Source organism: Jatrophihabitans sp. sgz311053, assembly GCF_056135305.1.
In genome coordinates, this window is record NZ_JBWAXP010000002.1 from 1,370,124 (window position 1) to 1,391,395 (window position 21,272).

The following is a 21,272-nucleotide window of genomic DNA, read 5'->3' on the forward strand; positions in this document are numbered from 1 at the left end:
ATCTCGTAAATAGGGAGGACTAGACCAATTGGTTACGGTTGGATGAGCAACTTGCCCGTCGTGCGGCGACCTTCGAGATCGGCATAGGCGCGCCGGACCTCGGCCAGGGGGTACTCGCCACCGATCTCGACCCGCAGCCGGTGCTCGATGACACCGGCGAAGACGTCGTCGGCGCGACCGAGGAGCTCGCTGCGCTCCGCGGCGTAGTGAGCCAGCGTCGGTCTCGTGACGAAGAGCGAGCCCCCGGAGTTCAGGCGCTGCAGATCCAACGGGGGCACCTGACCGCTGGCCGCCCCGAAGAGCGCGAGCGTGCCGCGGGGCCGCAGCGAGGCGAGCGAGGCGTCGAAGGTCGCCTTGCCGACGCCGTCGTAGACCACGTGCACCCCGGCGGGGACGAGGTCGTGGACGGCCGCGCTCAGTGCCTCGCCGGCGAGCTCGTCGGTGCGCAGCACGTGATCGGCGCCGGCATGCCGAGCCACCGCGACCTTGCCCTCGCTGCCCACGGTGGCGATGACCGTTGCCTGCTGGGCCTTGGCCATCTGGATGAGCAGCTGCCCGACGCCACCGGCTCCGGCGTGGACCAGGACGGTGTCGCCGCTGGTCACCGTGTAGGTCGAGTGGACCAGGTAGTGGGCCGTCATGCCCTGCAGCAGCACGGCCGCGGCCAGCTCCGGGGTGAGCCCCGCGGGCACCGGCACGGTGCGCTCGGCGCGGACGAGGGCGTGCGTGGCGTGCGCACCCTGCGCATCGGTGGTGGCGACGACGTCGCCGGCCGCGACCTCGGTCACCCCCTCGCCGAGTGCGACGACGCGGCCGGCGCACTCGTCGCCCAGGACGAACGGCGGTTCCTTCGGGTAGATGCCCTCGCGCATGTAGACGTCCTTGAAGTTGACGCCGCTGGCCGCGACCTCCACCAGCACCTCGCCGGGACCCGGTGTCGGGTCCGGGAGGTCCTGCACCTCGAGGACGTCGCCATCGCCGTGCCTGGTCACCACCACTGCGCGCATGGGGACATTCCTACCCGGCTACCGTGTCGTCGTGACTGCCCTGGCCTCGATCCCGAGCCCGACGCAGAGCGTGTGGCACCTGGGTCCGTTCCCGGTGCGCGCCTACGCCCTCTGCATCATCGTCGGCATCGTCGTCGCGTTGTGGCTGACGCTGCGGCGCTGGCGGGAGCGGGGCGGCAACCCCGACAACGTCTGGGACGTGGCGGGGTGGGCCATCGTCTTCGGCATCATCGGCGGCCGGCTCTACCACGTTCTCACCGATCCCGAGCTCTACTTCGCCGAGGGCAAGCACCCGATCGACGCGCTGAAGATCTGGGACGGCGGTCTCGGGATCTGGGGTGCGATCGCTCTGGGCGGGGTCGGCGCCTGGATCGGCTGCCGGCGCCACAACCTCAGGCTCGCCGTCTTCGCCGACGCCGCGGTGCCGGGCGTGATCTTCGCCCAGGCCATCGGCCGGCTGGGCAACTGGTTCAACAACGAGCTCTACGGCGCCCCGACCACGTTGCCCTGGGGTCTGCAGATCCACGACATCCGCGTCGAGGACGGCAAGGCCGCAGCCTGCACCTTCGGCGACATCGGTGCGAGCGTCTGCGGCACCTACCAGCCCACCTTCCTCTATGAGCTGCTCTGGGACGTGGCGATCGGTGTCGCGCTGCTGCTGATCGACCGGCGGCTGCGTCTCGGCAACGGCACGGTCTTCGCGCTGTACGTCATGGGCTACACCGCGGGTCGGGTCTGGATCGAGCTGCTGCGCCGCGACGACGCCAACCACATCCTGGGGCTGCGGCTCAACGTCTGGACCTCCGTCATCGTCTTCCTCGTCGGCCTCGCCCTCTTCCTGCGCCGCGGCGGGTTCGCAGCTGAGCGTGAGCCGAATCCCTATCGGGGCGACCCACCCGCGACGGGGGAAGAATCGTCGGCGACGGACAACGCCGACGGTGAGAACGCCGATGAGGACGAGGTGACAGCACGGGATGGGCACGACGACTGAGGCAGCGGACCTGGCGGGGCTGCCCGACCTCCCCGACGCCGAGATCCACCACGAGCACCGCGACGTCAGCGGCGGCTGGCTGCGTCCCACCGTCTTCGGGATGATGGACGGCCTGGTCTCGAACTTCGCGCTCATCGCCGGCATCGCCGGGGCGTCGTCCGGCAGCACCGAGATCGCCCTCGCCGGGTGGGCGGGTCTGGCCGGCGGCGCCTTCTCGATGGCCGCCGGTGAGTACATCTCGGTGCGTAGCCAGAACGAGTCGACGGAGGCCGAGGTCGCCGTCGAGCGGCGCGAGATCATCCACAACGCTGCGGCCGAGCAGGCCGAGCTCGCCGAGATGTACGTCGCCCGCGGCGTCGACCGGGACGTGGCGGAGAAGGTCGCCGAGCAGCTGTCGCGCGATCCCGACCAGGCCGTCCTGGTGCACGTGCAGGAAGAGCTCGGCGTCGACCCCAAGCAGCTGCCCAGCCCGGTGACGGCGGCGATGTCGTCCTTCGCCGCCTTCAGCGTCGGCGCGTTCCTGCCGCTGCTGCCCTACCTCTTCGGGTCGACGACGCTGGTGATCTCGGCGGTGCTGTCGGTGGTCGCGCTCTTCACCGCCGGCGCGGTGACCTCGCGGTTCACGGTGCGTCGCTGGTGGTTCGGCGGGCTGCGCCAGCTGGCGTTCGGCCTGCTGGCGGCGGCGGTCACCTACGGCGTGGGTTCGCTCTTCGGCGCGACGGTCGGCTGACCCGGTCCTTGACCGACCGACCGGTCGGTCTCTAGGGTCGGCCGGGTGAGCGAGCTTCCCGGAGTCGATCTTGCCGCGCTGTCCCGCTGGCTCGACGAGGCCGTCCCCGGCCTGCGGCAGGGGGAGCTCGCCGGCGAGGTCATCGCCGGCGGTAAGTCGAACCTGACGTACCGCATCACCGATGGGACGAGCACCTGGGCGCTGCGTCGTCCGCCGCTGGCGCACGTGCTCCCCACGGCCCACGACATGGTGCGCGAGTATCGCGTCATCAACGCGCTGCAGGGCACGGCGGTGCCGGTCGCCACCACCGTCGCGCTCTGCGAGGACGCCGACGTCCTCGGCGCGCGCTTCTACCTCATGGGCTTCGTGGACGGGGCGGTCTTCGATCGTCCGGAGGTGCTCGCCGCCGCGACGCCGGAGCAGGCCCGCCGGGCCTGCGAGCTGCTCGTCGACACCCTCGTCGACCTGCACGAGGTGGAGCCGGCCGCGGTCGGTCTCGCCGATTTCGGCCGTCCCGAGGGGTTCCTGGTCCGCCAGGTGAAGCGCTGGACGCAGCAGTGGCAGGCCTCCGAGACCCGGCCACTGGCCGAGCTCGCCCGCACCGTCGAGCTGCTCACCGCCACCATGCCCGAGCAGTCCGCGCCGTCCATCGTCCACGGCGACTACCGCCTCACCAACGTCATGTTCGACCGCTCGCTGCAGCGCATCGCCGCCGTCGTCGACTGGGAGATGGCGACGTTGGGGGACCCGCTCACCGACGTCGGCCTGCTGGCCGTCTATCAGGGGTTGGCGGCCGAGGACGACACCGTCATGCCGCTGATGTCGCCGGCCGACGGGTACCTCACCGCCGAGCAGCTGCTGGCCCGCTACGCCGCGCGGTCACCGCGCGATCTCTCCAGCCTCGACTGGTACACCGCCTTCGGCTTCTTCAAGCTCGCCGTCGTCTCCGAGGGCATCCACAACCGCTACCTCGCCGGCAAGACCGTCGGCGAGGGCTTCGCGCAGTTCGGTGAGCGCGTCCCGCAGCTGCTGCAGCGGGCCCTCACCCTGCTGTCCGGCTGAAAGGACCACCCATGGACTTCGCCCCCAGTGAGCGCAGTGCCGACCTGCAGCAGCAGGTGCAGGCCTTCCTCGACGAGCACATCTATCCGGCCGAGCAGACCTTCCACGAGCAGGAGAACGCCCACCGGGCGGCAGGCCGTCCGTTCGACACCCCCGAAGTGCTCACCGGGCTCAAGGCCGAGGCGCGCAGCCGGGGACTGTGGAACCTCTTCCTGCCGAGCAGCATCTCGGCCGAGCTGGGCGCCGGGCTCACCGTCCTGGACTACGCCCCGCTGGCCGAGCTGTCGGGTCGCTCGATCGCCCTCGCCCCCGAGGCGATGAACTGCTCGGCGCCGGACACCGGCAACATGGAGCTGCTGGCGATGTTCGCCAGCGAGCAGCAGCGGGAGCAGTGGCTGCACCCGCTGCTGAACGGCGAGATCCGCTCCTGCTTCTCGATGACCGAGCCGGACGTCGCCTCCTCCGACGCCACCAACATCGCCACCACCATCACCCGCGACGGCGACTCCTACGTGGTGAAGGGCCGCAAGTGGTGGTCCACGGGGGCGATGCGGCCGGACTGCAAGGTCGCGATCGTCATGGGCGTCAGCGACCCGGACGGGCCGCGGCACGCCCGGCACTCGATGATCCTGGTCCCGCTCGACGAGCCCGGCGTCACCATCGAGCGCTCGACCACCGTCTACGGCTACGACGACGGCGCCCACGGCGGCCACGGCATCATCGACTACGACGTGCGGGTGCCGGCGGAGAACCTGCTCGGCCCGCAGGGCGGTGGCTTCATGATGGCCCAGGCCCGGCTCGGTCCGGGGCGGATCCACCACTGCATGCGCAGCCTCGGCATGGCCGAGCGGGCGCTGGAGTTGATGTGCACCCGCACCTCCTCGCGCTCCACCTTCGGCCAGCCCATCGCCTCGCACGGTGTGGTGCAGCAGTGGATCGCCGAGTCGCGGCTGGCCATCGACCAGGCCCGGCTGCTCGTGCTGAAGGCGGCCTGGATGATCGACACGGTCGGCGCCAAGAACGCCCGCACCGAGATCGCCGCCATCAAGATCGCCGCACCGCGGGCGGCGTCCTACGTCGTGGACCGTGCCGTGCAGGCGCACGGCGGGGCCGGCGTCTCCGGTGAGACCCCGCTCGCCGCGATGTGGGCCCAGCTGCGGACGCTGCACCTGGCCGACGGTCCGGACGAGGTGCACCAGCGCTCGATCGCCCGAGACGAGCTGCGTCGGCACGCGCCGCGGTCGTGAGCGCTCAGCCGGAGACTGGCTCCGCGCGGGATCGGGTGCTGAGCGCGGCTGTCGACCTCTTCGCCGAACGCGGTTACGACGGCACCTCGGTGTCGCAGGTGGTGGCGCGAGCGGGGGTGGCCAAGGGCGGTTTCTACCACCACTTCGCCTCCAAGGAGGAGCTGCTCTACGAGGTCTACGGCGACCTCATCGACCGGCAGCTTGCGAGCATGTCCGAGATCCTCGGCCGGGGCCTGGAGCCGGCGCAGGCGCTGCGGGCGCTTATCGACGACCTGGTGGTCTCCACCGCCGCGAGCGCGCGACCCGCACTCGTCTTTTGGCGCGAGATCAGTCGCCTCGGCGACGAGCGGACCGCCCAGTACCGGCGGCAGCGGCGTCGCTATCACGATGCCGTCCGCCGGCTGATCCGTGAGGGTCAGGCCAGCGGGCACTTCTCGCGGGTCGCCTCCGCCGACACCGTCACGTACACCATCTTCGGCGTGGTCAACGAGCTGCCGGTCTGGTTCAAGCCGGGGGGACGGACCAAGCCCGCCCAGTTCGCCAGCGAGCTCGCCGACTTCGTCCTCGCCGGCCTGTCCCCGAACGAAGGAGAGTCATGACCCGCTGGGGCCTCACCGTGCCGCTGATCGGCGTGCCGCTCACCGAGCACGCCGACATCGTCCGTGCCCTGCCCGACCTCGGCTACACCGACGTCTGGTCCTCGGAGACCAACGGCACCGACGCCTTCGTCCCGCTGGCGCTGGCCGCGACGTGGGAGCCGACGCTGCGGCTGGGCACGGCGATCGTGCCGGTGTTCACGCGCGGTCCGGCGCTCATCGCGATGTCGGCCTCGACCATGGCGCAGGTCGCGCCGGGCCGGTTCGTCCTCGGCCTCGGCGCCTCCAGTCCGGCCATCGTCGAGAAGTGGAACGGGCTGGCCTTCGACGAACCCTTCCGGCGTACCCGCGACGTGCTGCGCATCGTCCGGGCCGCCCTGGCGGGGGAGCGGGTGGACGGGCGCTTCGACACCGTCACCATTTCGCGCTTCGCCATGGACGGTCCGCCCGCCGAGCCGCCGAAGATCGTCCTCGCCGCCCTGCGCGCGGGGATGCTCAGACTCGCCGGCCGGGAGAGCGACGGCGCGATCCTGAACTGGCTGGCCTCCTACGACGTGGCGCAGTGCGTCGCGGCGATCGAGAACCCCGACGCCGACGTGGTCGCCCGCATCTTCGTCTGCCCCACCACCGACGTCGAGCACGCCCGCGCCGTCGGCCGCTTCATGATCAGCAGCTACCTGACGGTGCCGGCCTACGCGGCCTTCCACGACTGGGTGGGTCGCGGCGAGAAGCTCAAGCCGATGCACGAGGCGTGGGCCGCCGGCGACCGCAAGGCCGCACTCGCCGCGGTCCCGGACGACGTGGTCGACGACCTGGTCCTGCACGGGACTCCGGAAGAGTGTCGGGAGAAGGTGCAGGCCTACGCCGACGCTGGTGTGAAGACGCCGGTGATCGCGCTGGTGCCGACGCCGGACGGTCCGCCGGACCTCGACCTGCTGCGGCGGCTGGGACCGGTGCGCTGATGCAGATCCGGGACGCCGTCGTCGTCATCACCGGCGCGGGCAGCGGGATCGGTGCCGCGCTGGCCCGGCGCTTCGCCGCCGACGGGGCGGCACACGTCGTGGTGGTCGACCTCCGCGGAGCCGAGGCGGTGGCGGCCGAGATCGGTGGCACCGCCGAGACCGTGGACGTCACCGACGCCGCCGCCGTGCAGGCGCTGGTGGACCGCACGCTGGCCGCGCACGGCCGCATCGACCTCTTCTGCTCCAACGCCGGCCGGACCACCGGCGTCGGCGTCGACTCGCCGGAGCTCTGGGCAGCGGCGTGGGAGCTCAACCTGATGTCCCACGTGCACGCCGCTCACGCGGTGCTGCCGTCGATGCTGGAGCGAGGCAGCGGTCACCTGCTGCAGACGGCGTCGGCCGCCGGGTTGCTCACCTCGCCCGGTGACGCTCCGTACGCCGTCACCAAGCACGGCGCCGTGGCCTTCGCCGAGTGGCTCGCCGTCACCTACGGCGACCGGGGGATCCGGGTCAGCGTGCTCTGCCCGATGGGGGTGGCCACGCCGTTGCTGATGGATCCGCTGGCCGCTGGTGACGCCGGGGCGCAGGCGGTGGCCGCCTCCGGTGACATCGTCACCGCCGAGCACGTCGCCGAGATCGTCGTGGCCGGGCTCGCGCAGGAGCGGTTCCTGCTGCTGCCGCATCCCGAGGTCGGTACGTTCTGGGCACAGAAGGCCTCGGACCCCGATCGCTGGCTCGCCGGCATGCGCCGGCTGTTGTCCGCCGATCGCCCCCGCTAGAAACCACGCAGAAGGAGAAGGTAATCGCATGACTGGAGTACAGGACCGCGTCGCGCTCGTCACCGGCGGCGCGCAGGGCATCGGCGCCGGCATCGCGGCGCGATTGGCCGCCGGCGGCGCCAAGGTCGCCGTGGTGGACCTCAACAAGGACGCGGCGCAGGCCACCGTCGACCAGATCACCGGCATCGGCGGCACCGCCATCGCCGTGGGTGCCGACGTCACCGATGCCGCGCAGGTGCAGGCGGCGGTCGACCAGGTCGTCGGCGAGCTCGGCGGGCTGCACATCCTCGTCAACAACGCGGGCGTGCTGCGCGACAACTTGCTCTTCAAGATGAGCGAGGAGGACTGGACCACGGTCATGAACGTCCACCTCAAGGGCGCGTTCCTCTGCACCAAGGCCGCGCAGAAGCACATGGTCGAGGCCAAGTTCGGCCGCATCGTCTCGCTGTCGTCCACCTCGGCCACCGGCAACCGCGGCCAGGCCAACTACTCGACGGCGAAGATGGGGCTGCAGGGCTTCACCAAGACCCTGGCCATCGAGCTGGGTCCGTTCGGCATCACCGCCAACGCCATCGCCCCCGGCTTCATCGAGACGGCGATGACGAAGGCGACGGCCGAGCGCATCGGCATCACCATCGAGCAGATGCGTGAGGCGGCCGCGCAGGCCAACCCGGTGCGTCGCGGCGGTGTCCCCGCCGACGTGGCCAACGTCGCCGCGTTCTTCGCCGCCGAGGAGTCCGGTTACGTCACCGGCCAGGTCGTCTACGTCGACGGCGGCAGCGAGCTGGTGTAGCTGTCCCACCCCGCCCCCTCTGGTTGAGTGGGCAGAAATCCGTCGAGTGGGCCGAGATATCGGCCCACTCGACGTTTAACGGCCCACTCAACGGACGTGGGGCGGGGCGGACGGACGTGGGGCATGGCGCGGCGGGGTGGGGCGGACGGCGCCGCCGACCGTCAGCGGACGGGTCAGGCGGCGGCGTTGAAGGTGGGGTAGTAGGCGTCGGCGTGACCGTCGGCGGTCGGGTGGTAGCTGATGCCGAAGTCGGCGAAGTTCACCGAGTGCAGCCACCGGTTGTCATCGCAGATCTCGTGGCCGGCGAAGGCGGGCCGGACGTCGGCGAAGGTCGCCCCCGCGCGCGAAGCCGCGGCCGAGAGCACGGACGACAGCACGTCGATGCCCTCGTTGATCTTGGTGCGCTTGGTCTGGCTGAGGCCGACGCAGTCGCTGTTGAGGTCGTAGAAGTGCGGGTAGTTCAGCACGACCAGCTTGGCGCTCGGTGCGCGGCTGGTGATCTTGCCGAAGAGGCTGTCCAGCTTGCCGGAGAGCGTGCTGCGGGCATCGGCCTCGGCGGCGTTGATCTCGCTGACGCAGGTGGAGTCGCTGCCGAGGTTGCAGTCCTTCATCACCCCGGCGAAGTTCTCGTCGTTGCCGCCGATGGTGATGCTGACCAGCGTCGTCGACGACGTCACCGCCGAGAGCTGGTTGTTCACGACGTCGGAGGTCGTGGCCCCAGAACAGGCCACGGAGGTGTAGGACGCCGGCGAGTGCGCGTTCGCCCAGAGCTGGCTGTAGGCGTTGGTGCTGCGGTCGCAGTCACCGCTGCTGGAAATGTAGTCGTCGGCGCCCACGCCGGAGGAGTACGAGTCCCCCAACGCCACGTAGCGCACGCCGGCGGCGGATGCGGGGGAGGCCAGCGCGAGCACGAGGCCCGCGACGGCCAGCAGAAGGGTCAGGACTGATGAAACGCGGCGCACGGGACCTCCGGGTTGTGCGTATTGTCACTTTCTGTCCGGGTTGTTCTATCGCGTTCGCCGCCGCCTCGCCAGGGGGAGCAGGTGAACGGAGCACGTAGGCTGGGCGCGTGTTCGACACGCTCTCCGACCGGCTCTCCGGGGTCTTCGCCAACCTGCGCAGCAAGGGACGGCTCTCCGAAGCCGACATCGACGCCACGACGCGCGAGATCCGCATCGCGCTGCTCGAGGCCGATGTCGCGCTGCCGGTGGTCCGGCCCTTCATCGCCCGCATCAAGGAGCGCGCGCGCGGCGAGGAGGTCTCGAAGGCGCTGAACCCGGCGCAGCAAGTCATCAAGATCGTCAACGAGGAGCTCGTCGGCATCCTCGGCGGCGAGACCCGCCGGCTGCGTTACGCCAAGCAGCCGCCGACGGTGATCATGCTCGCCGGCCTGCAGGGTGCCGGCAAGACGACGCTGGCCGGCAAGCTCGCCCGCTGGCTGCGCGAGCAGGGGCACACCCCGCTGCTGGTGGCCTGTGACCTGCAGCGCCCCAACGCGGTCAACCAGCTCAAGATCGTCGGCGAGCGCGCCGGGGTCGCCACCTATGCCCCCGAGCCGGGCAACGGCGTCGGCGATCCGGTCGCCGTGGCCCGCGACTCCATCGAGATCGCCCGCCGGCAGCAGCACGACATGGTCGTGGTCGACACGGCCGGCCGGCTCGGCGTCGACGCCGAGATGATGCAGCAGGCCGCGGACATCCGCGCCGCCGTGGATCCGCAGGAGGTCCTCTTCGTCGTCGACGCCATGGTCGGTCAGGACGCCGTGACCACGGCCGAGGCTTTCCGTGACGGTGTCGGCTTCACCGGCGTCGTCCTCACCAAGCTCGACGGCGATGCCCGCGGTGGTGCCGCGCTGTCGGTGCGCGAGGTGACCGGCCAGCCCATCATGTTCGCCTCCAACGGCGAGAAGCTGGAGGACTTCGACGTCTTCCACCCCGACCGGATGGCCTCGCGCATCCTCGGCATGGGCGACATGCTCACCCTCATCGAGCAGGCCGAGAAGCACTTCGACGAAGCCGAGGCCGAGCGGATGTCGGCCAAGCTGCTCGGTGGTGACAACTTCACCCTCGAGGACTTCCTGGAGCAGCTGCAGGCGATCCGCCGGATGGGTCCGATCGGCAACCTGCTCGGCATGATGCCGGGCATGGGGCAGATGAAGGACGCCCTGTCCCAGGTGGACGACAAGGACCTCGACCGGACGGCCGCCATCATCCGCGGCATGACCCCCGCCGAGCGGGAGAACCCCAAGATCATCAACGGCTCGCGGCGGCTGCGGATCGCCAACGGCTCCGGGGTGAAGGTCAGCGACGTCAACCAGCTCGTGGACCGCTTCTTCGAGGCCCGCAAGATGATGGGTCAGATGGGCAACATGATGCCCGGCATGCGCAAGCGCAGCGCCACCAAGTCCTCGAAGAACCAGCGCAAGAACAAGAAGGGCAAGAAGGGCGGGCAGAGCCGAGGTCCGTCGCAGCCGCGCATGCCGGCCGGCTTCGGGCAGGGCATGGGCGGAGCCGGTTTCGGCGGTGGCCAGCAGCTGCCGCCGGGGCTTCCGCCCGGCATGCAGATGCCGGACCTGTCGAAGCTGAACCTGCCCAAGGAGTGACGCTCGTCCCGCCCGGTCGGCGGCGAGGCGGGTCACGGCGGGTCACCGAGGGGTGCCTGCGGGCGGTTATCGTGAGCCGACGACCCGTCCGCCCACTCGTCCGACGACCCGATAGGACCCGCTGAGGCCCTCGTGCTCAACATCCACGCCCGTGCCACGGTCTCGCGTGCCCTGGAACCGCTCGGTGCCGCCCTGGCCCGGGCCAGGGTCACCCCGAACTCCATCACCGTCGTCGGCACCGTGGGCGCGGTGGCCGCGGCGGTCGGGCTGCTGGCCACCGGTTGGATGCTGACCGGCACGCTCGTCATCACGTTCTTCGTCCTGCTCGACATCGTCGACGGAGCCGTCGCGCGTGCCGGCGGGACCTCGTCCGTCTTCGGCTCGGTGCTGGACTCCAGCTGCGACCGCATCGCCGACGCGGCCATCTTCGGTGCGGTGGCCTGGTACTACGGGCTGCACGGGCAGCGCTGGATGCTGCTCGCCGCGCTGCTGTGCCTGGTGCTCGGCTCGCTCACCAGCTACATCCGCGCCCGGGCCGAGGGCGCCGGCCTGACCGCCACCGTCGGCATCGCCGAGCGGGCCGAGCGGCTCATCCTCGTGCTCGTCGGCACCGGTCTCACCGGCATCGGGGTGCCGTTCGTCCTCGCCGGAGCGCTCTGGCTGCTGGTCGCGGCCTCCACCATCACCGTCTACCAGCGCTTCGCCACGGTGTGGGCCCAGTCGAAGGCGCTCGAGCGGCAGGGCGCCCCCGCCGCGCACCAGAGCGGCGCCTGATGTTCGAACGCACCCGCGAGCGGCTGAGCGGGTACGGCTACACAGCCGGCTGGAGCATGGTCAAGTCGCTGCCGCGCGGGGTCTCCGACCGCGCCTTCCGCGTCGCCGCCGACGCGGCCGCGGTGCGCAACGGCGGCGGTGCCCGGCAGCTGCGCAAGAACCTGCGGCGGGTCGTCGGGCCGGAGCTCTCCGAACTGCGCATGGACGCCCTCGTCGGTGCCGCGCTGCGCTCCTATTCGCGCTACTGGCTCGAGACCTTCGTCCTGGAGACGATGGACCACGACGCCGTGGTGGCCAGTTTCGATCGCACGATGGTGGGCAGGGAGCACCTCGAGGCAGCGCTGGAGGCGGGCAGGGGAGCGGTCGTGGCGCTGCCTCACTCGGGCAACTGGGACGCCTCCGGACTCTGGCTGGTGCACCATCACGGCAGCTTCACCACGGTGGCCGAGCGGCTCAAGCCCGAATCGGTCTTCGATCGCTTCGTCGCCTACCGGGAGTCCATCGGCATGGAGGTGCTGGCCCTCACCGGGGGCGAGCGACCGCCGATGACGGTGCTGAGCGAGCGGCTGAAGCAGAACAAGGTGGTCTGCCTGATGGCCGACCGCGATCTGTCGCGCAAGGGCATCCAGGTCGACTTCTTCGGTGAGCCGACACGGATGCCGGCCGGGCCGGCGCTGCTCGCCGCCACCACGGGCGCCGCGCTGCTGCCCGCGCACTCCTACTACCCCGCCGACGACGAGTGGGGCCACAGCATCTCCCCGCCGATCGAGCCCCGCGGGGAGCGGCTGCGCGAGCAGGTCCAGAGCGCTACCCAGGATCTCGCGGACCGCTTCGCCGCCTCGATCCGGACCAAGCCCGAGGACTGGCACATGCTGCAGCGGTTGTGGCTGGCCGACCTGCCGCCCCGCCCCGGCCAGCCGGCGCCACCGATCAGCCTCGCCGACCAGCTCGCCGGGTAGTGGCGATGCGGATCGGGATCGTCTGCCCCTACTCCTGGGACATCCCCGGCGGTGTCCAGGCGCACGTCAGGGACCTCGCCGAGAAGCTCATCGAACTCGGCCACGAGGTCTCGGTGCTCGCGCCGGGGGACGAGGAGATGCTGGCGCGCCACGGCAGCCCGCCTTATCTCGTCGTCGCCGGCAAGGCCGTCCCCATCCCGTACAACGGCTCCGTCGCCCGGCTGCAGTTCGGCATGCTCTCCGCGGCGCGCGTGCGTCGCTGGCTGCGCGACGGCGCCTTCGACGTGGTCCACGTGCACGAGCCGGCGCCGCCGAGCTTGTCGCTGCTGACGTGCATGATCCACGACGGTCCACTGGTGGCGACCTTCCACGTGGCCACCGTCAAGTCGCGCTTCCTGTCGATGTTCGACACCGTGCTGCAGCCGTTCCTGGAGAAGATCTCGGGCAAGATCGCCGTCTCGCCGGCAGCGCGGCGGGTCATCGTCGAGCACTTGGGGGGTGACGCCGTCGTCATCCCCAACGGCGTGGCGGTAGACCACTACGCCGACGCCGGCACGCTGGACGGCTACCCGCGCGACGGCGGCACCATCGGCTTCGTGGGTCGCTTCGACGAGCCCCGCAAGGGCATGGAGACGCTGGTCGAGGCCCTGGCGATCCTGGCGCCGCAGCGGCCGGAGCTGCAGGTGCTGGTCGCCGGCCGCGGCGACGAGGCGGAGTTCCGCGAGGAGCTGCCGGCCGGGCTGTCGGAGCGCTTCGTGATGCTCGGCCAGGTCAGCGAAGAGGACAAGGCCCGCATGCTGCGCAGCGTGGACGTCTACTGCGCGCCGAACACCGGCCAGGAGAGCTTCGGCGTCATCCTGCTCGAGGCCATGGCCGCCCGCACCGCGGTCGTGGCCAGCGACATCCCCGCCTTCACCCGCGTCCTCGGCGCCGGTGCGGCGGGGCGACAGTTCGCGGTCGGGGACGCCCGGTCCCTCGCCGACGCGCTGGCCGACGTCCTCGACGACGCCGAGCTCCGGTCCCGGCTGGTCGAGGCCGGAACACGGGTCGTCGAGCCCTTCGACTGGTCGGTCATCGTGAGCGACGTCCTGCGTGTCTACGAGCTGGCCATCGCCGGTGCGGGCACGCCGCCCGGCTAGGGTCCAGAGGTGCTCGCGATCGGCTGGTTCGTGGCGGCGCTCGTCGTCGCGGTCCTGCTGACCATGTGGTTCACCTTCACCCTGACCCGCCTCGACCGGCTGCACGCCCGGGTGGACGCGGCCCAGGCCGCGATGGACGCTCAGCTCGTCCGGCGGGCGGCGGCCCTGCAGCACGTCGCCGAGGCTCCGGACAGCCGCGTCCCCGAGGCCGAGCGCCGGCACTACGAGGCGGTCGCCCGCCGAGCCCTCGCCACCGGGCAGGACGTGGCGGCCGAGGGGGCCGACCGGGAGCACGCGGAGAACCTGGTGGGCCGGGCCGTGGTCGAGCTGGCCGAGCGCCCCGACTGCGCCGCCACCGAGGCCGTCGCCGAACTCCGCGAGGCGGCCGCGCGCGTCCTCATCGCCCGTCGTTTCTACAATGACGCGGTCCGTGACACGCGATCGCTGCGTGCCCGCCGCCTGCCGCGACTGTTCCGCATGGCCGGGCGGCGCGAGATGCCGCAGTTCTTCGACATCGACGACACGCTGCCAGAAAAGGAATCCCGATGACCCGGATGTCCCGCCACGCCCGAGTGCTCGCCGTCGGTCTCACCGGCACGCTGCTGATGGGCACCGCCGCGTGCAGCGGCAGCGACGACAAGCAGACCTCCTCGACGACGCCGACGACCCCGCCGCCGTCGTCGAGCACGTCGGCCACCACCCCGGCGCCGGCCCCGGCCCGCGACCCGCTCACCGGCGGCGCGGTGAGCCGCAACGGCGTGGTCGCCGTGAAGATCGACGACACGGCCAACGGCCGGCCGCAGCGCAACATCGACAAGGCCGACATCGTCTACATCGAAGAGGTCGAGGGCGGGCTCACCCGGCTCGTCGGCGTCTTCCACAGCAGGCTCCCGGTCGTCGAGTCGGTCCGCAGCACCCGCCCCGCCGACCCGGAGCTGGTGAGCCAGTACGGCAAGATCGCCTACGTCGCCTCCGGTGGTGCCCGGGTGCCGCTGCGCATCCTGGACCGCTCCTACCTCAAAACCAGCATCAACGACCGCGGCGGTCCGGGCTTCCAGCGCGAGAGTGACAAGCCGGCGCCGTACAACCTCAGCGCCAACCTGAAGACCATCGCCCGTGCGCTCAAGGCGCCGCGAGCGCGCAGCGTCGGCTTCACCTGGAGCGCGTCGGGCTCGCAGCTGGGCGGGGCCGCCGCCGGCAGCCGGGTCGAGACCATGGTCGGCGGCACGCCCGTCGAGTTCCGGTACAACACCAAGACCAAGCGCTACGTCCGCTACATCAACGGCACCGCGCAGCGCACCGCGGCGGGGACCGCGATCACCACGCCGAACGTGCTGGTGCAGCTGTGCAAGGTCGAGCCGTTCCCCGGCGACACGGACGTCAACGGCAACCCGAACCAGTACACGCACACCATCGGCGCCGGCACCGTCGTGCTCTTCCGGGACGGCAAGCGCATCACCGGCACCTGGAAGCGCACCAGCATCGCCGGCGGCACCACCTTCGCCGACGCCAAGGGGCGACCGCTGCTCTTCAAGCCCGGCGGTGCCTGGGTCGTGCTCACCAAGAAGGGGCAGCGGGTCGGCTCCTGACGGGCTCGTAGAATGGGCGCCATGTCCGAGCAGACCCCTTCCGAGCCCACCGTCGGCACCGCGCGCGTCAAGCGCGGGATGGCCGAGATGCTCAAGGGCGGCGTCATCATGGACGTCGTCACCGCCGAGCAGGCCAAGATCGCCGAGGACGCCGGCGCCGTCGCCGTGATGGCCCTCGAGCGCGTCCCGGCCGACATCCGGGCCCAGGGCGGCGTGTCGCGCATGAGCGACCCGGACATGATCGACGGCATCATCGAGGCCGTCTCCATCCCCGTCATGGCCAAGGCGCGGATCGGCCACTTCGTCGAGGCGCAGGTGCTGCAGTCGCTGGGCGTGGACTACATCGACGAGTCCGAGGTGCTCACCCCGGCCGACTACGCCAACCACATCGACAAGTGGCAGTTCACCGTCCCCTTCGTCTGCGGTGCCACCAACCTCGGCGAGGCGCTGCGGCGCATCACCGAGGGCGCGGCCATGATCCGCTCGAAGGGGGAGGCGGGCACCGGCGACGTCTCCAACGCCACCACCCACATGCGCTCGCTGCGCAAGGAGATCAACCGGCTCCGGTCCATGGAGCCCGACGAGCTCTTCGTCGCGGCCAAGGAGCTGCAGGCGCCGTACGAGCTCGTGGTCGAGGTCGCCCGCAACGGCAAGCTGCCGGTGGTCCTCTTCACCGCCGGCGGCATCGCCACGCCGGCCGACGCGGCCATGATGATGCAGCTCGGTGCCGAGGGTGTCTTCGTCGGCTCCGGCATCTTCAAGTCCGGCAACCCGGCGCAGCGGGCGGAGGCGATCGTCAAGGCGACCACGTTCTACGACGACCCGGACGTCCTGGCCAAGGTGTCGCGCGGCCTCGGTGAGGCCATGGTCGGCATCAACGTCGACGAGATCCCGCAGCCGCACCGGCTCGCCGAGCGCGGCTGGTAAAGCCCCGCCCGGCCCGACCCGGGCCATGATGTGCGGCGTGAGCGAACCCAGCGGCGACCACCTCAACTTCGACAAGTCCGGCCAGGACCCGTCGGCCAACCAGCAGTACGGGCAGCCGGCCGGTGCCGGGCAGCAGCCCTACGGCCAGCCTTATCCGGGCTACCCCGCGGCGCCGGGTCAGCCGGCCGGGTACGCCCCCGGCTACCCGCCGCCTCCCGGTTACGGCTTCCCCGATCCGTCGGCCCCGTACGGCCGTCACCCGCTGACCGGCGAGCCGTACTCGGACAAGACCAAGCTCGTCGCCGGGTTGCTGCAGCTGTTTCTCGGCTGCTTCGGCGTCGGTCGGTTCTACATGGGCAACACCGGGATGGGCATCGCGCAGCTCTTCACCTGCGGCGGGCTGGGGGTCTGGGCCCTCATCGATGCCATCGTGATCCTGGCCGGCAGCCCACGGGACAGCCGGGGACGGCTGCTGCGCGAGTCGTGACGCTTCTCGATCGGTCGCGGCCGGCGGGTGCTCGCGCCGTCCGGTTCAGCCGGCGCGGCCGCCTCGCCCTGGTCGCGAGCACGATCGCCGTGGGTACGGCGGGGCTGGGCTACCTCGGGGTGGCGAATCCGCACGATCCCGGTGCGCTCATGCCCGCCTGCCCGTGGCACGCGCTCACCGGCCTCGACTGTCCCGGCTGCGGCGGCCTGCGGATGACCCACGACCTGCTCCGAGGCGACATCGGCTCGGCCTTCGCCGACAATGCCGTCCTCCTTATCCTGGCGCCGCTGCTGCTCTTCCTGCTCGGCCGGGCCGCGGTGCGCTGGGTGCGCGCCGCGCCGGTCGCGCGCCGGGGACGGTTCGAGGTGCGGGGCGTCCTCGGCGTCACGCTCGCCGTCGTGGGGATCGCCTGGGCCGTCGTCCGCAATCTCGCCTGAGCCGGATCAGCGCAGCGCGTTGGTCAGCTCCCAGGCCCGCAGCTCGTCGGTGAGGACGTCCTGCACGGTGCCGAGCGGTCCGAGCCGGGCCGGGTCGGCGACGACCCCGAGCGTGACGCGACCGTCCGCGCAGCCCAGGCAGGCGGCCAGATCGTTGCGCAGTGGGCTGGCCAGCGGGAAGGTGAGGTCCGCCTGCCGGGCCCCCAGCCGACGGACATGCGCCGGGAAGCGGCCGACGTTGGTGGCGACCCCGTCGACACCGGCCTGGACGCGGCGTGCCAGCAGGTCGGTCCACGAGGCGGGGAGCAGCTTCATGGCGTCGATGACCCCGGGCGGATGCGGTGAGAAGTCCGCCCCCTCCGTCGCCAGCATGGCGCGGATGGCGTCACCGATCTGGGCCTGCAGCTGCAGCAGGCCGCCGGCGGGCACCGGCGCGGCGAGCGAGACGACCGTCGCGGAGGCGGCGTTGACGGTCAGCGGGGTGCCGGCGCCACTGCGCCGGGCGCGCATGTCGACCGGGACCAGCACCCGGACGGGGTCGGCGATCTCGTCCCCGCGCGCCCGGCGCGCGGCGAAGAGCAGGTTGGCGGTGATGGCCACGAGGAGGGTGTTGCTGCGGCCGCCGTGTCGCTGCGCCGCCGTCTCCCAGGCCTGCTCGTCGATGGCGGCGAAGCCCGCGACCCGGCTCGTCGAGCGGCCACCGACGCCGGGGCGGCCGGAGGCGCGCGCGGCGGCGAGGGTCGGGACCAGTCGGCGCACCTCGCCGTGGAGCGCCCGGTCGCGTCCGCTGCGGACGAGGTCGAAGGCGAGCCGTCGGGTGCCCCACGCCCCGCTGCGGATCCGTTCGGCGAGATCGGCGGCGTCGTCGCGTAGCGACAGCGCGTCGGCCACGGAGCCGGCGCCGGCGTCGACGACGTGCTCCTCGTTGAAGCCGCAGGTGAGGATGCTGTGGCCGTCGCCGTAGGCGTGGTGCAGCCAGACGACCACGACGGTGTCGCCGGTGGCGGTCGGCACCACGCTGATCTGCCAGCCGTCGCCGTCGCGCGGATCGAGTCGCCGGCTGATCTCGATGTCGACCTGGTCGCGCAGCGCGAGGTGGTCCACGGCTCGCGGGACGAACCGCACCGGCGGGATCTCGGTCCGCGCCCCCCACTGCGACCGCGCACCGGGGACCCGGGCCGAGCGGACGTAGCGGCCCAGGCCGTCGGTGTTGGCGGCTAGCGACGCGGCGTACCGGCGGATCTCCTCGGGTGGGACGGAGCCGCGGAACCAGCGGACGACGCCGATGCACGGCAGTCCGGTCCCGCGGGCGGTCGTCCCGACGTACATCGAGGCGTGGTGGTCCAGCCGCGAGGACGACGCGCGGGGCGGCGCCGATGTCGGTGCCGAGGCCGGTGTCGGTGTCGAGGTGGTGAGGCTGTCGGTCATCACCACACCTGCCCGTCGACGTCCCAGCGGACGACCTCGTCGCCGAGCCACTCGCGCAGGTCCCCGCCGCCCAAGCGGGCCGGATCGGCGACGACGCTGACGCTGACCCGATCGCCGTCGCGCATGAGCGTCGCGATCATCTCGTTGCCGATCGGGAAGCCGAGGGCGACCGCACGGTGGGCCCGATGCTCGCCCAGCTGCAGCAGTCCCGGTGGCAGCTGGCCCGGATTGGTGGCGCAGCCGTCGTTGGCCTCCGCCGCGACGACGGCGGCACGCAGCGCCACCCGTTCGGGGACCAGCCGCATCACGTCACCGAGGATGGAGGCCCGGGTCTCGGTCGCCGCCCGGAAGGCGGCCTTGGTCATGGCGCGGATGTCTCGCAGATCTCCGTAGGACGGATCCCCCCCGGGCAGGATGAGCGGCGCGGTCGTGAGATCGAAGATGGGTGTGGACGACCGCAGCCGGCCCGGTGGCTCGGGCGCCGGCGGCAGCTCCACCGGCAGGATGAGGCGCAGGCTGCGGGCCGGGTCGCCGCCGCGGGCGATGCGGGAGCGTCGGAGCAGGTTGGCCAGGACCGCGGTGAGCAGGGTGTTGCCGCTGCCGCCGAGCCGTGTCGCCGCCTCGTCCCAGGCGCCGTCGGGCAGGTCGAGCATGGCGGCGATGCGCCGGTCGGAGTTCGGCGGCCGGCTGCGGTCGCGGCCGCGCGGTGGCGGCGGGCCGGTGCGCAGCGCGGCCGCGGCACGTTCACTGCGCAGGTCCGCCGGGAGGTGTCGCACCGCGCGGGCACCGAGCGCGAACCGTTCGGCCAGGCCCCGCAGCTCGTCGCGCACCCCGTAACGGCTCGCGTCGTCCAGCGCGCGGCCGGTGGTGCCGCTCCACGGTGGCTCGTCGCCGCCGTAGAGCGCGTTCCAGACCCCGCGTGCCGTGCCGAAGACGTGATGCATGACGAGCAGGACGGCCGTCCCGCCGTCGTCCGTCGTCACCGCCCAGAGTCGCCAGCCGGCGCCGTACTCGGGGTCCAGGGGGAGTGAGATGTGCTCGTCCACCCAGCTGCGCAGCCCGTCGCGGTCCAGCCCCTCACGGGCCAGCCGCACCGGTGGCGGTGGGGTGGTCGCCGCGACCCAGCGCGGGTGCGCACCCGGCACCCGTGCCGGCACCAGACGGCGCCCGAGCCCGTGCGGCAGGCCGTTGATCCGCTCGGCCTCGGCGTCGAGCTCCTTCTGCTCGATCGCGTCGGGGAAGCAGGTCAGCCACGCCATGTGGGGCAGGTACGGGCCGGTGCGGCCACCGCGGACGGCCATCGTGCCCCAGTCGACCAGCGGCACCGCGGCCTCGGTGCGGCGGCGGGTCCGGCTCACCATGTCCGTGCCTCGAGTTCCCAGTCGGCCAGCTCGGCGCTCAGTCGCTGTGGCAGCGGCGGCCCGGCGCCGAGCCGGCTCGGATCGGCCACCACGCTGAGGAAGACGTCGCGGCCGTCGGTGCCGCTGCAGACGCTGAGATCGCTGCCCAGCGGGTAGGCGAGCAGGAAGACCGCGGCGGCCGGCGTCCCGGCGATCCGCAGCAGCCCCGGCGGCACCGTCCCGACCAGCGACGACGCCCCGTCGTAGGTCTCGTGGACGGCGAACATGGCGCGGGCGGCCAGCGAGTCGGGCAGCAGCTGCATCGCGTCGACGACGCCGGGTGCCACCGGGATCCGGCCGGCGCGGGCCACCTCGTCACGCGCGTCGGCGTAGGCCTGCTTGAGGGCGACCCGCAGCTCGCTGAGGTCGCCGTGGTCCGGGGGACCACCCGGCAGCGTCACGCAGGCACTCGTCAGCTCGATCTCGCCCACCGTGGCGTCGGCCCGCGCCGGCAGGTCCCGGTCGGCGAGGTCGACCGGCACGATCAGGCGGATGTCGCGCGCCGGGTCCGCGCCGCGGCCCCGGCGCGCCCGGCGCACCAGATTGCCGACCACCGCGTTCTGCAGGACGCCCGGCGTCGCCCCGCGACTGGCGGCGGCCTCGCCCCAGTCGGCGGCCCGCACCCGGGCCAGCGCCGTCACCCGGCGACCGGAGGGGCGGCCCCGGGTGGGGTCTCGGTGACGGCGAGCGGCCAGCACGGCGGCCAGGTCTGCGATGTCACCGACCGCACCGCCGGAACGCAGCGAGTCGCGTGCCGAGCCGGCCAGTCGCCGGAGGCCGATCGCTCCGGCGCCGAATCGTGCCGCCGCGTCGCCCAGCTCGCGACGCAGCGGCGGTGGGGACGAGGCGACGACGGTCTCCGGGGCGGCCGCGTCACCGAAGGCGGCGGCGATGAAGTCGCGGCCCGTCCCGTAGAGGTGGCTCATCGTCAGCGCCACGTAGGTCGCGCCGTCCGGGCAGACGAAGGCATCCAGGCGCCAGCCGCTGCCGTCGGCAGGGTCGACGGGGCGGCTGACGCGATCGTCCAACCAGGGTTGCAGCGCCGTCGTCGGACGGCCGGTGGTGACCTCGACCGGCGGCACGGTGGCGTCGGCGTACCAGCGGGGGCGTGCGCCGGGCACTCGCGGGGTGGAGAGGCGCCGGCCGAGACCGAAGACGGTGCCGGCCAGTCGCGTCGCCTCTGCGGTGAGCTGCTCGCGCCCGAGCGGACTCTCCACCCGGAAGACGAGAGCCATGTTCGGGAGCCGACCCGGCTGCCGGGATCCTGCCAACAATTGCGGGCCGGGGGTGGGGAGGGGGAGGTGGCGGGCGGACGTCGATTTCACGAGTTCTCCCGGAGGATCGGTAGGCCAGCAAGGCATGC

The 21,272-nt window shown here is 72.1% G+C and carries 22 protein-coding genes; 17 read left to right on the forward strand and 5 right to left on the reverse strand.

The genetic code is table 11. The features are described from left to right. Window positions 1-32: 32 nt before the first annotated feature. Complete coding sequence (locus AC0NZQ_RS15360; RefSeq protein ID WP_474530784.1) at window positions 33-1,007, reverse strand: quinone oxidoreductase family protein; 975 nt, start codon at window positions 1,005-1,007, stop codon at window positions 33-35. 31 nt (window positions 1,008-1,038) lie between these two features. Between AC0NZQ_RS15360 and lgt the strand changes: the two genes are divergently transcribed. From lgt to fabG, 8 genes are read left to right on the forward strand one after another with little or no spacing between them, the layout of a single operon-like run. Beyond that, complete coding sequence (lgt, locus tag AC0NZQ_RS15365; protein ID WP_474530785.1) at window positions 1,039-1,998, forward strand: prolipoprotein diacylglyceryl transferase; 960 nt, start codon at window positions 1,039-1,041, stop codon at window positions 1,996-1,998. Then, window positions 1,982-2,728, forward strand: a complete 747-nt coding sequence (locus AC0NZQ_RS15370; RefSeq protein ID WP_474530786.1) for a VIT1/CCC1 transporter family protein — start codon at window positions 1,982-1,984, stop codon at window positions 2,726-2,728. Before lgt ends, AC0NZQ_RS15370 begins: the two co-directional genes overlap by 17 nt. A gap of 45 nt (window positions 2,729-2,773) precedes the next feature. After that, complete coding sequence (locus AC0NZQ_RS15375; protein WP_474530787.1) at window positions 2,774-3,790, forward strand: phosphotransferase family protein; 1,017 nt, start codon at window positions 2,774-2,776, stop codon at window positions 3,788-3,790. An 11-nt stretch (window positions 3,791-3,801) separates the two neighbouring features. Continuing rightward, entirely contained in the window at window positions 3,802-5,037 is a 1,236-nt protein-coding gene (locus AC0NZQ_RS15380; RefSeq protein WP_474530788.1) for an acyl-CoA dehydrogenase family protein, read from the forward strand. Next, window positions 5,034-5,636: a TetR/AcrR family transcriptional regulator gene (locus AC0NZQ_RS15385; RefSeq protein ID WP_474530790.1), complete on the forward strand. Its 603-nt coding sequence runs from the start codon at window positions 5,034-5,036 to the stop codon at window positions 5,634-5,636. The genes AC0NZQ_RS15380 and AC0NZQ_RS15385 overlap by 4 nt, the downstream gene beginning before the upstream one ends. Next, on the forward strand, window positions 5,633-6,595 hold the full coding sequence (locus AC0NZQ_RS15390; RefSeq protein WP_474530791.1) for an LLM class F420-dependent oxidoreductase: 963 nt from the start codon (window positions 5,633-5,635) through the stop codon (window positions 6,593-6,595). The genes AC0NZQ_RS15385 and AC0NZQ_RS15390 overlap by 4 nt, the downstream gene beginning before the upstream one ends. Further along, a complete protein-coding gene (locus AC0NZQ_RS15395) occupies window positions 6,595-7,374 on the forward strand; it encodes an SDR family oxidoreductase (protein ID WP_474530792.1) in 780 nt (259 codons plus the stop codon). The genes AC0NZQ_RS15390 and AC0NZQ_RS15395 overlap by 1 nt, the downstream gene beginning before the upstream one ends. A 28-nt stretch (window positions 7,375-7,402) precedes the next feature. Next, window positions 7,403-8,167 carry a 3-oxoacyl-ACP reductase FabG gene (fabG, locus tag AC0NZQ_RS15400; protein ID WP_474530793.1) on the forward strand — a complete coding sequence of 255 codons (765 nt, stop codon included), beginning with the start codon at window positions 7,403-7,405 and terminating at the stop codon, window positions 8,165-8,167. A 173-nt stretch (window positions 8,168-8,340) separates the two neighbouring features. On the opposite strand, the gene AC0NZQ_RS15405 is transcribed toward fabG, so the two are convergent. Next, the gene (locus AC0NZQ_RS15405) at window positions 8,341-9,129 is read right to left on the reverse strand and encodes an SGNH/GDSL hydrolase family protein (RefSeq protein ID WP_474530795.1); all 789 of its coding nucleotides are present in this window, start codon (window positions 9,127-9,129) and stop codon (window positions 8,341-8,343) included. 107 nt (window positions 9,130-9,236) lie between these two features. Here AC0NZQ_RS15405 and ffh point away from each other — a divergent pair, with 107 nt between their 5' ends. The 9 genes from ffh to AC0NZQ_RS15450 all read left to right on the forward strand — a co-directional run bounded on the left by ffh (window position 9,237) and on the right by AC0NZQ_RS15450 (window position 17,081). Beyond that, window positions 9,237-10,769 carry a signal recognition particle protein gene (gene ffh, locus AC0NZQ_RS15410; RefSeq protein WP_474530797.1) on the forward strand — a complete coding sequence of 511 codons (1,533 nt, stop codon included), beginning with the start codon at window positions 9,237-9,239 and terminating at the stop codon, window positions 10,767-10,769. Window positions 10,770-10,901: 132 nt separating this feature from the next. Then, window positions 10,902-11,543 (forward strand): phosphatidylinositol phosphate synthase, encoded by a 642-nt coding sequence (gene pgsA / locus AC0NZQ_RS15415; protein WP_474530798.1) that lies wholly within the window; start codon window positions 10,902-10,904, stop codon window positions 11,541-11,543. Further along, on the forward strand, window positions 11,543-12,502 hold the full coding sequence (locus tag AC0NZQ_RS15420) for a phosphatidylinositol mannoside acyltransferase (protein WP_474530800.1): 960 nt from the start codon (window positions 11,543-11,545) through the stop codon (window positions 12,500-12,502). Before pgsA ends, AC0NZQ_RS15420 begins: the two co-directional genes overlap by 1 nt. A gap of 5 nt (window positions 12,503-12,507) precedes the next feature. Further along, window positions 12,508-13,641 carry a glycosyltransferase family 4 protein gene (locus AC0NZQ_RS15425; protein WP_474530801.1) on the forward strand — a complete coding sequence of 378 codons (1,134 nt, stop codon included), beginning with the start codon at window positions 12,508-12,510 and terminating at the stop codon, window positions 13,639-13,641. Between the two features lie 9 nt (window positions 13,642-13,650). Further along, entirely contained in the window at window positions 13,651-14,190 is a 540-nt protein-coding gene (locus tag AC0NZQ_RS15430) for a LemA family protein (RefSeq protein ID WP_474530802.1), read from the forward strand. Next, window positions 14,187-15,230, forward strand: a complete 1,044-nt coding sequence (locus AC0NZQ_RS15435; RefSeq protein WP_474530803.1) for a DUF3048 domain-containing protein — start codon at window positions 14,187-14,189, stop codon at window positions 15,228-15,230. The genes AC0NZQ_RS15430 and AC0NZQ_RS15435 overlap by 4 nt, the downstream gene beginning before the upstream one ends. Before the next feature lie 21 nt (window positions 15,231-15,251). Beyond that, window positions 15,252-16,157: a pyridoxal 5'-phosphate synthase lyase subunit PdxS gene (gene pdxS / locus AC0NZQ_RS15440; protein WP_474530804.1), complete on the forward strand. Its 906-nt coding sequence runs from the start codon at window positions 15,252-15,254 to the stop codon at window positions 16,155-16,157. A gap of 28 nt (window positions 16,158-16,185) precedes the next feature. Beyond that, window positions 16,186-16,644: a TM2 domain-containing protein gene (locus AC0NZQ_RS15445; RefSeq protein WP_474530805.1), complete on the forward strand. Its 459-nt coding sequence runs from the start codon at window positions 16,186-16,188 to the stop codon at window positions 16,642-16,644. After that, complete coding sequence (locus tag AC0NZQ_RS15450; RefSeq protein ID WP_474530806.1) at window positions 16,641-17,081, forward strand: DUF2752 domain-containing protein; 441 nt, start codon at window positions 16,641-16,643, stop codon at window positions 17,079-17,081. The genes AC0NZQ_RS15445 and AC0NZQ_RS15450 overlap by 4 nt, the downstream gene beginning before the upstream one ends. Window positions 17,082-17,087: 6 nt before the next feature. Here AC0NZQ_RS15450 and AC0NZQ_RS15455 read toward each other — a convergent pair whose 3' ends face one another. Genes AC0NZQ_RS15455 through AC0NZQ_RS15465 form a run of 3 tightly spaced genes read right to left on the reverse strand, consistent with a single transcriptional unit; the run spans window position 17,088 to window position 21,144 of the window. Beyond that, window positions 17,088-18,509 (reverse strand): hypothetical protein, encoded by a 1,422-nt coding sequence (locus tag AC0NZQ_RS15455; protein ID WP_474530807.1) that lies wholly within the window; start codon window positions 18,507-18,509, stop codon window positions 17,088-17,090. Continuing rightward, complete coding sequence (locus AC0NZQ_RS15460; protein ID WP_474530809.1) at window positions 18,509-19,870, reverse strand: WS/DGAT/MGAT family O-acyltransferase; 1,362 nt, start codon at window positions 19,868-19,870, stop codon at window positions 18,509-18,511. The genes AC0NZQ_RS15455 and AC0NZQ_RS15460 overlap by 1 nt, the downstream gene beginning before the upstream one ends. Then, window positions 19,864-21,144, reverse strand: a complete 1,281-nt coding sequence (locus AC0NZQ_RS15465; RefSeq protein WP_474530810.1) for a hypothetical protein — start codon at window positions 21,142-21,144, stop codon at window positions 19,864-19,866. Before AC0NZQ_RS15465 ends, AC0NZQ_RS15460 begins: the two co-directional genes overlap by 7 nt. Window positions 21,145-21,272: the final 128 nt, after the last annotated feature.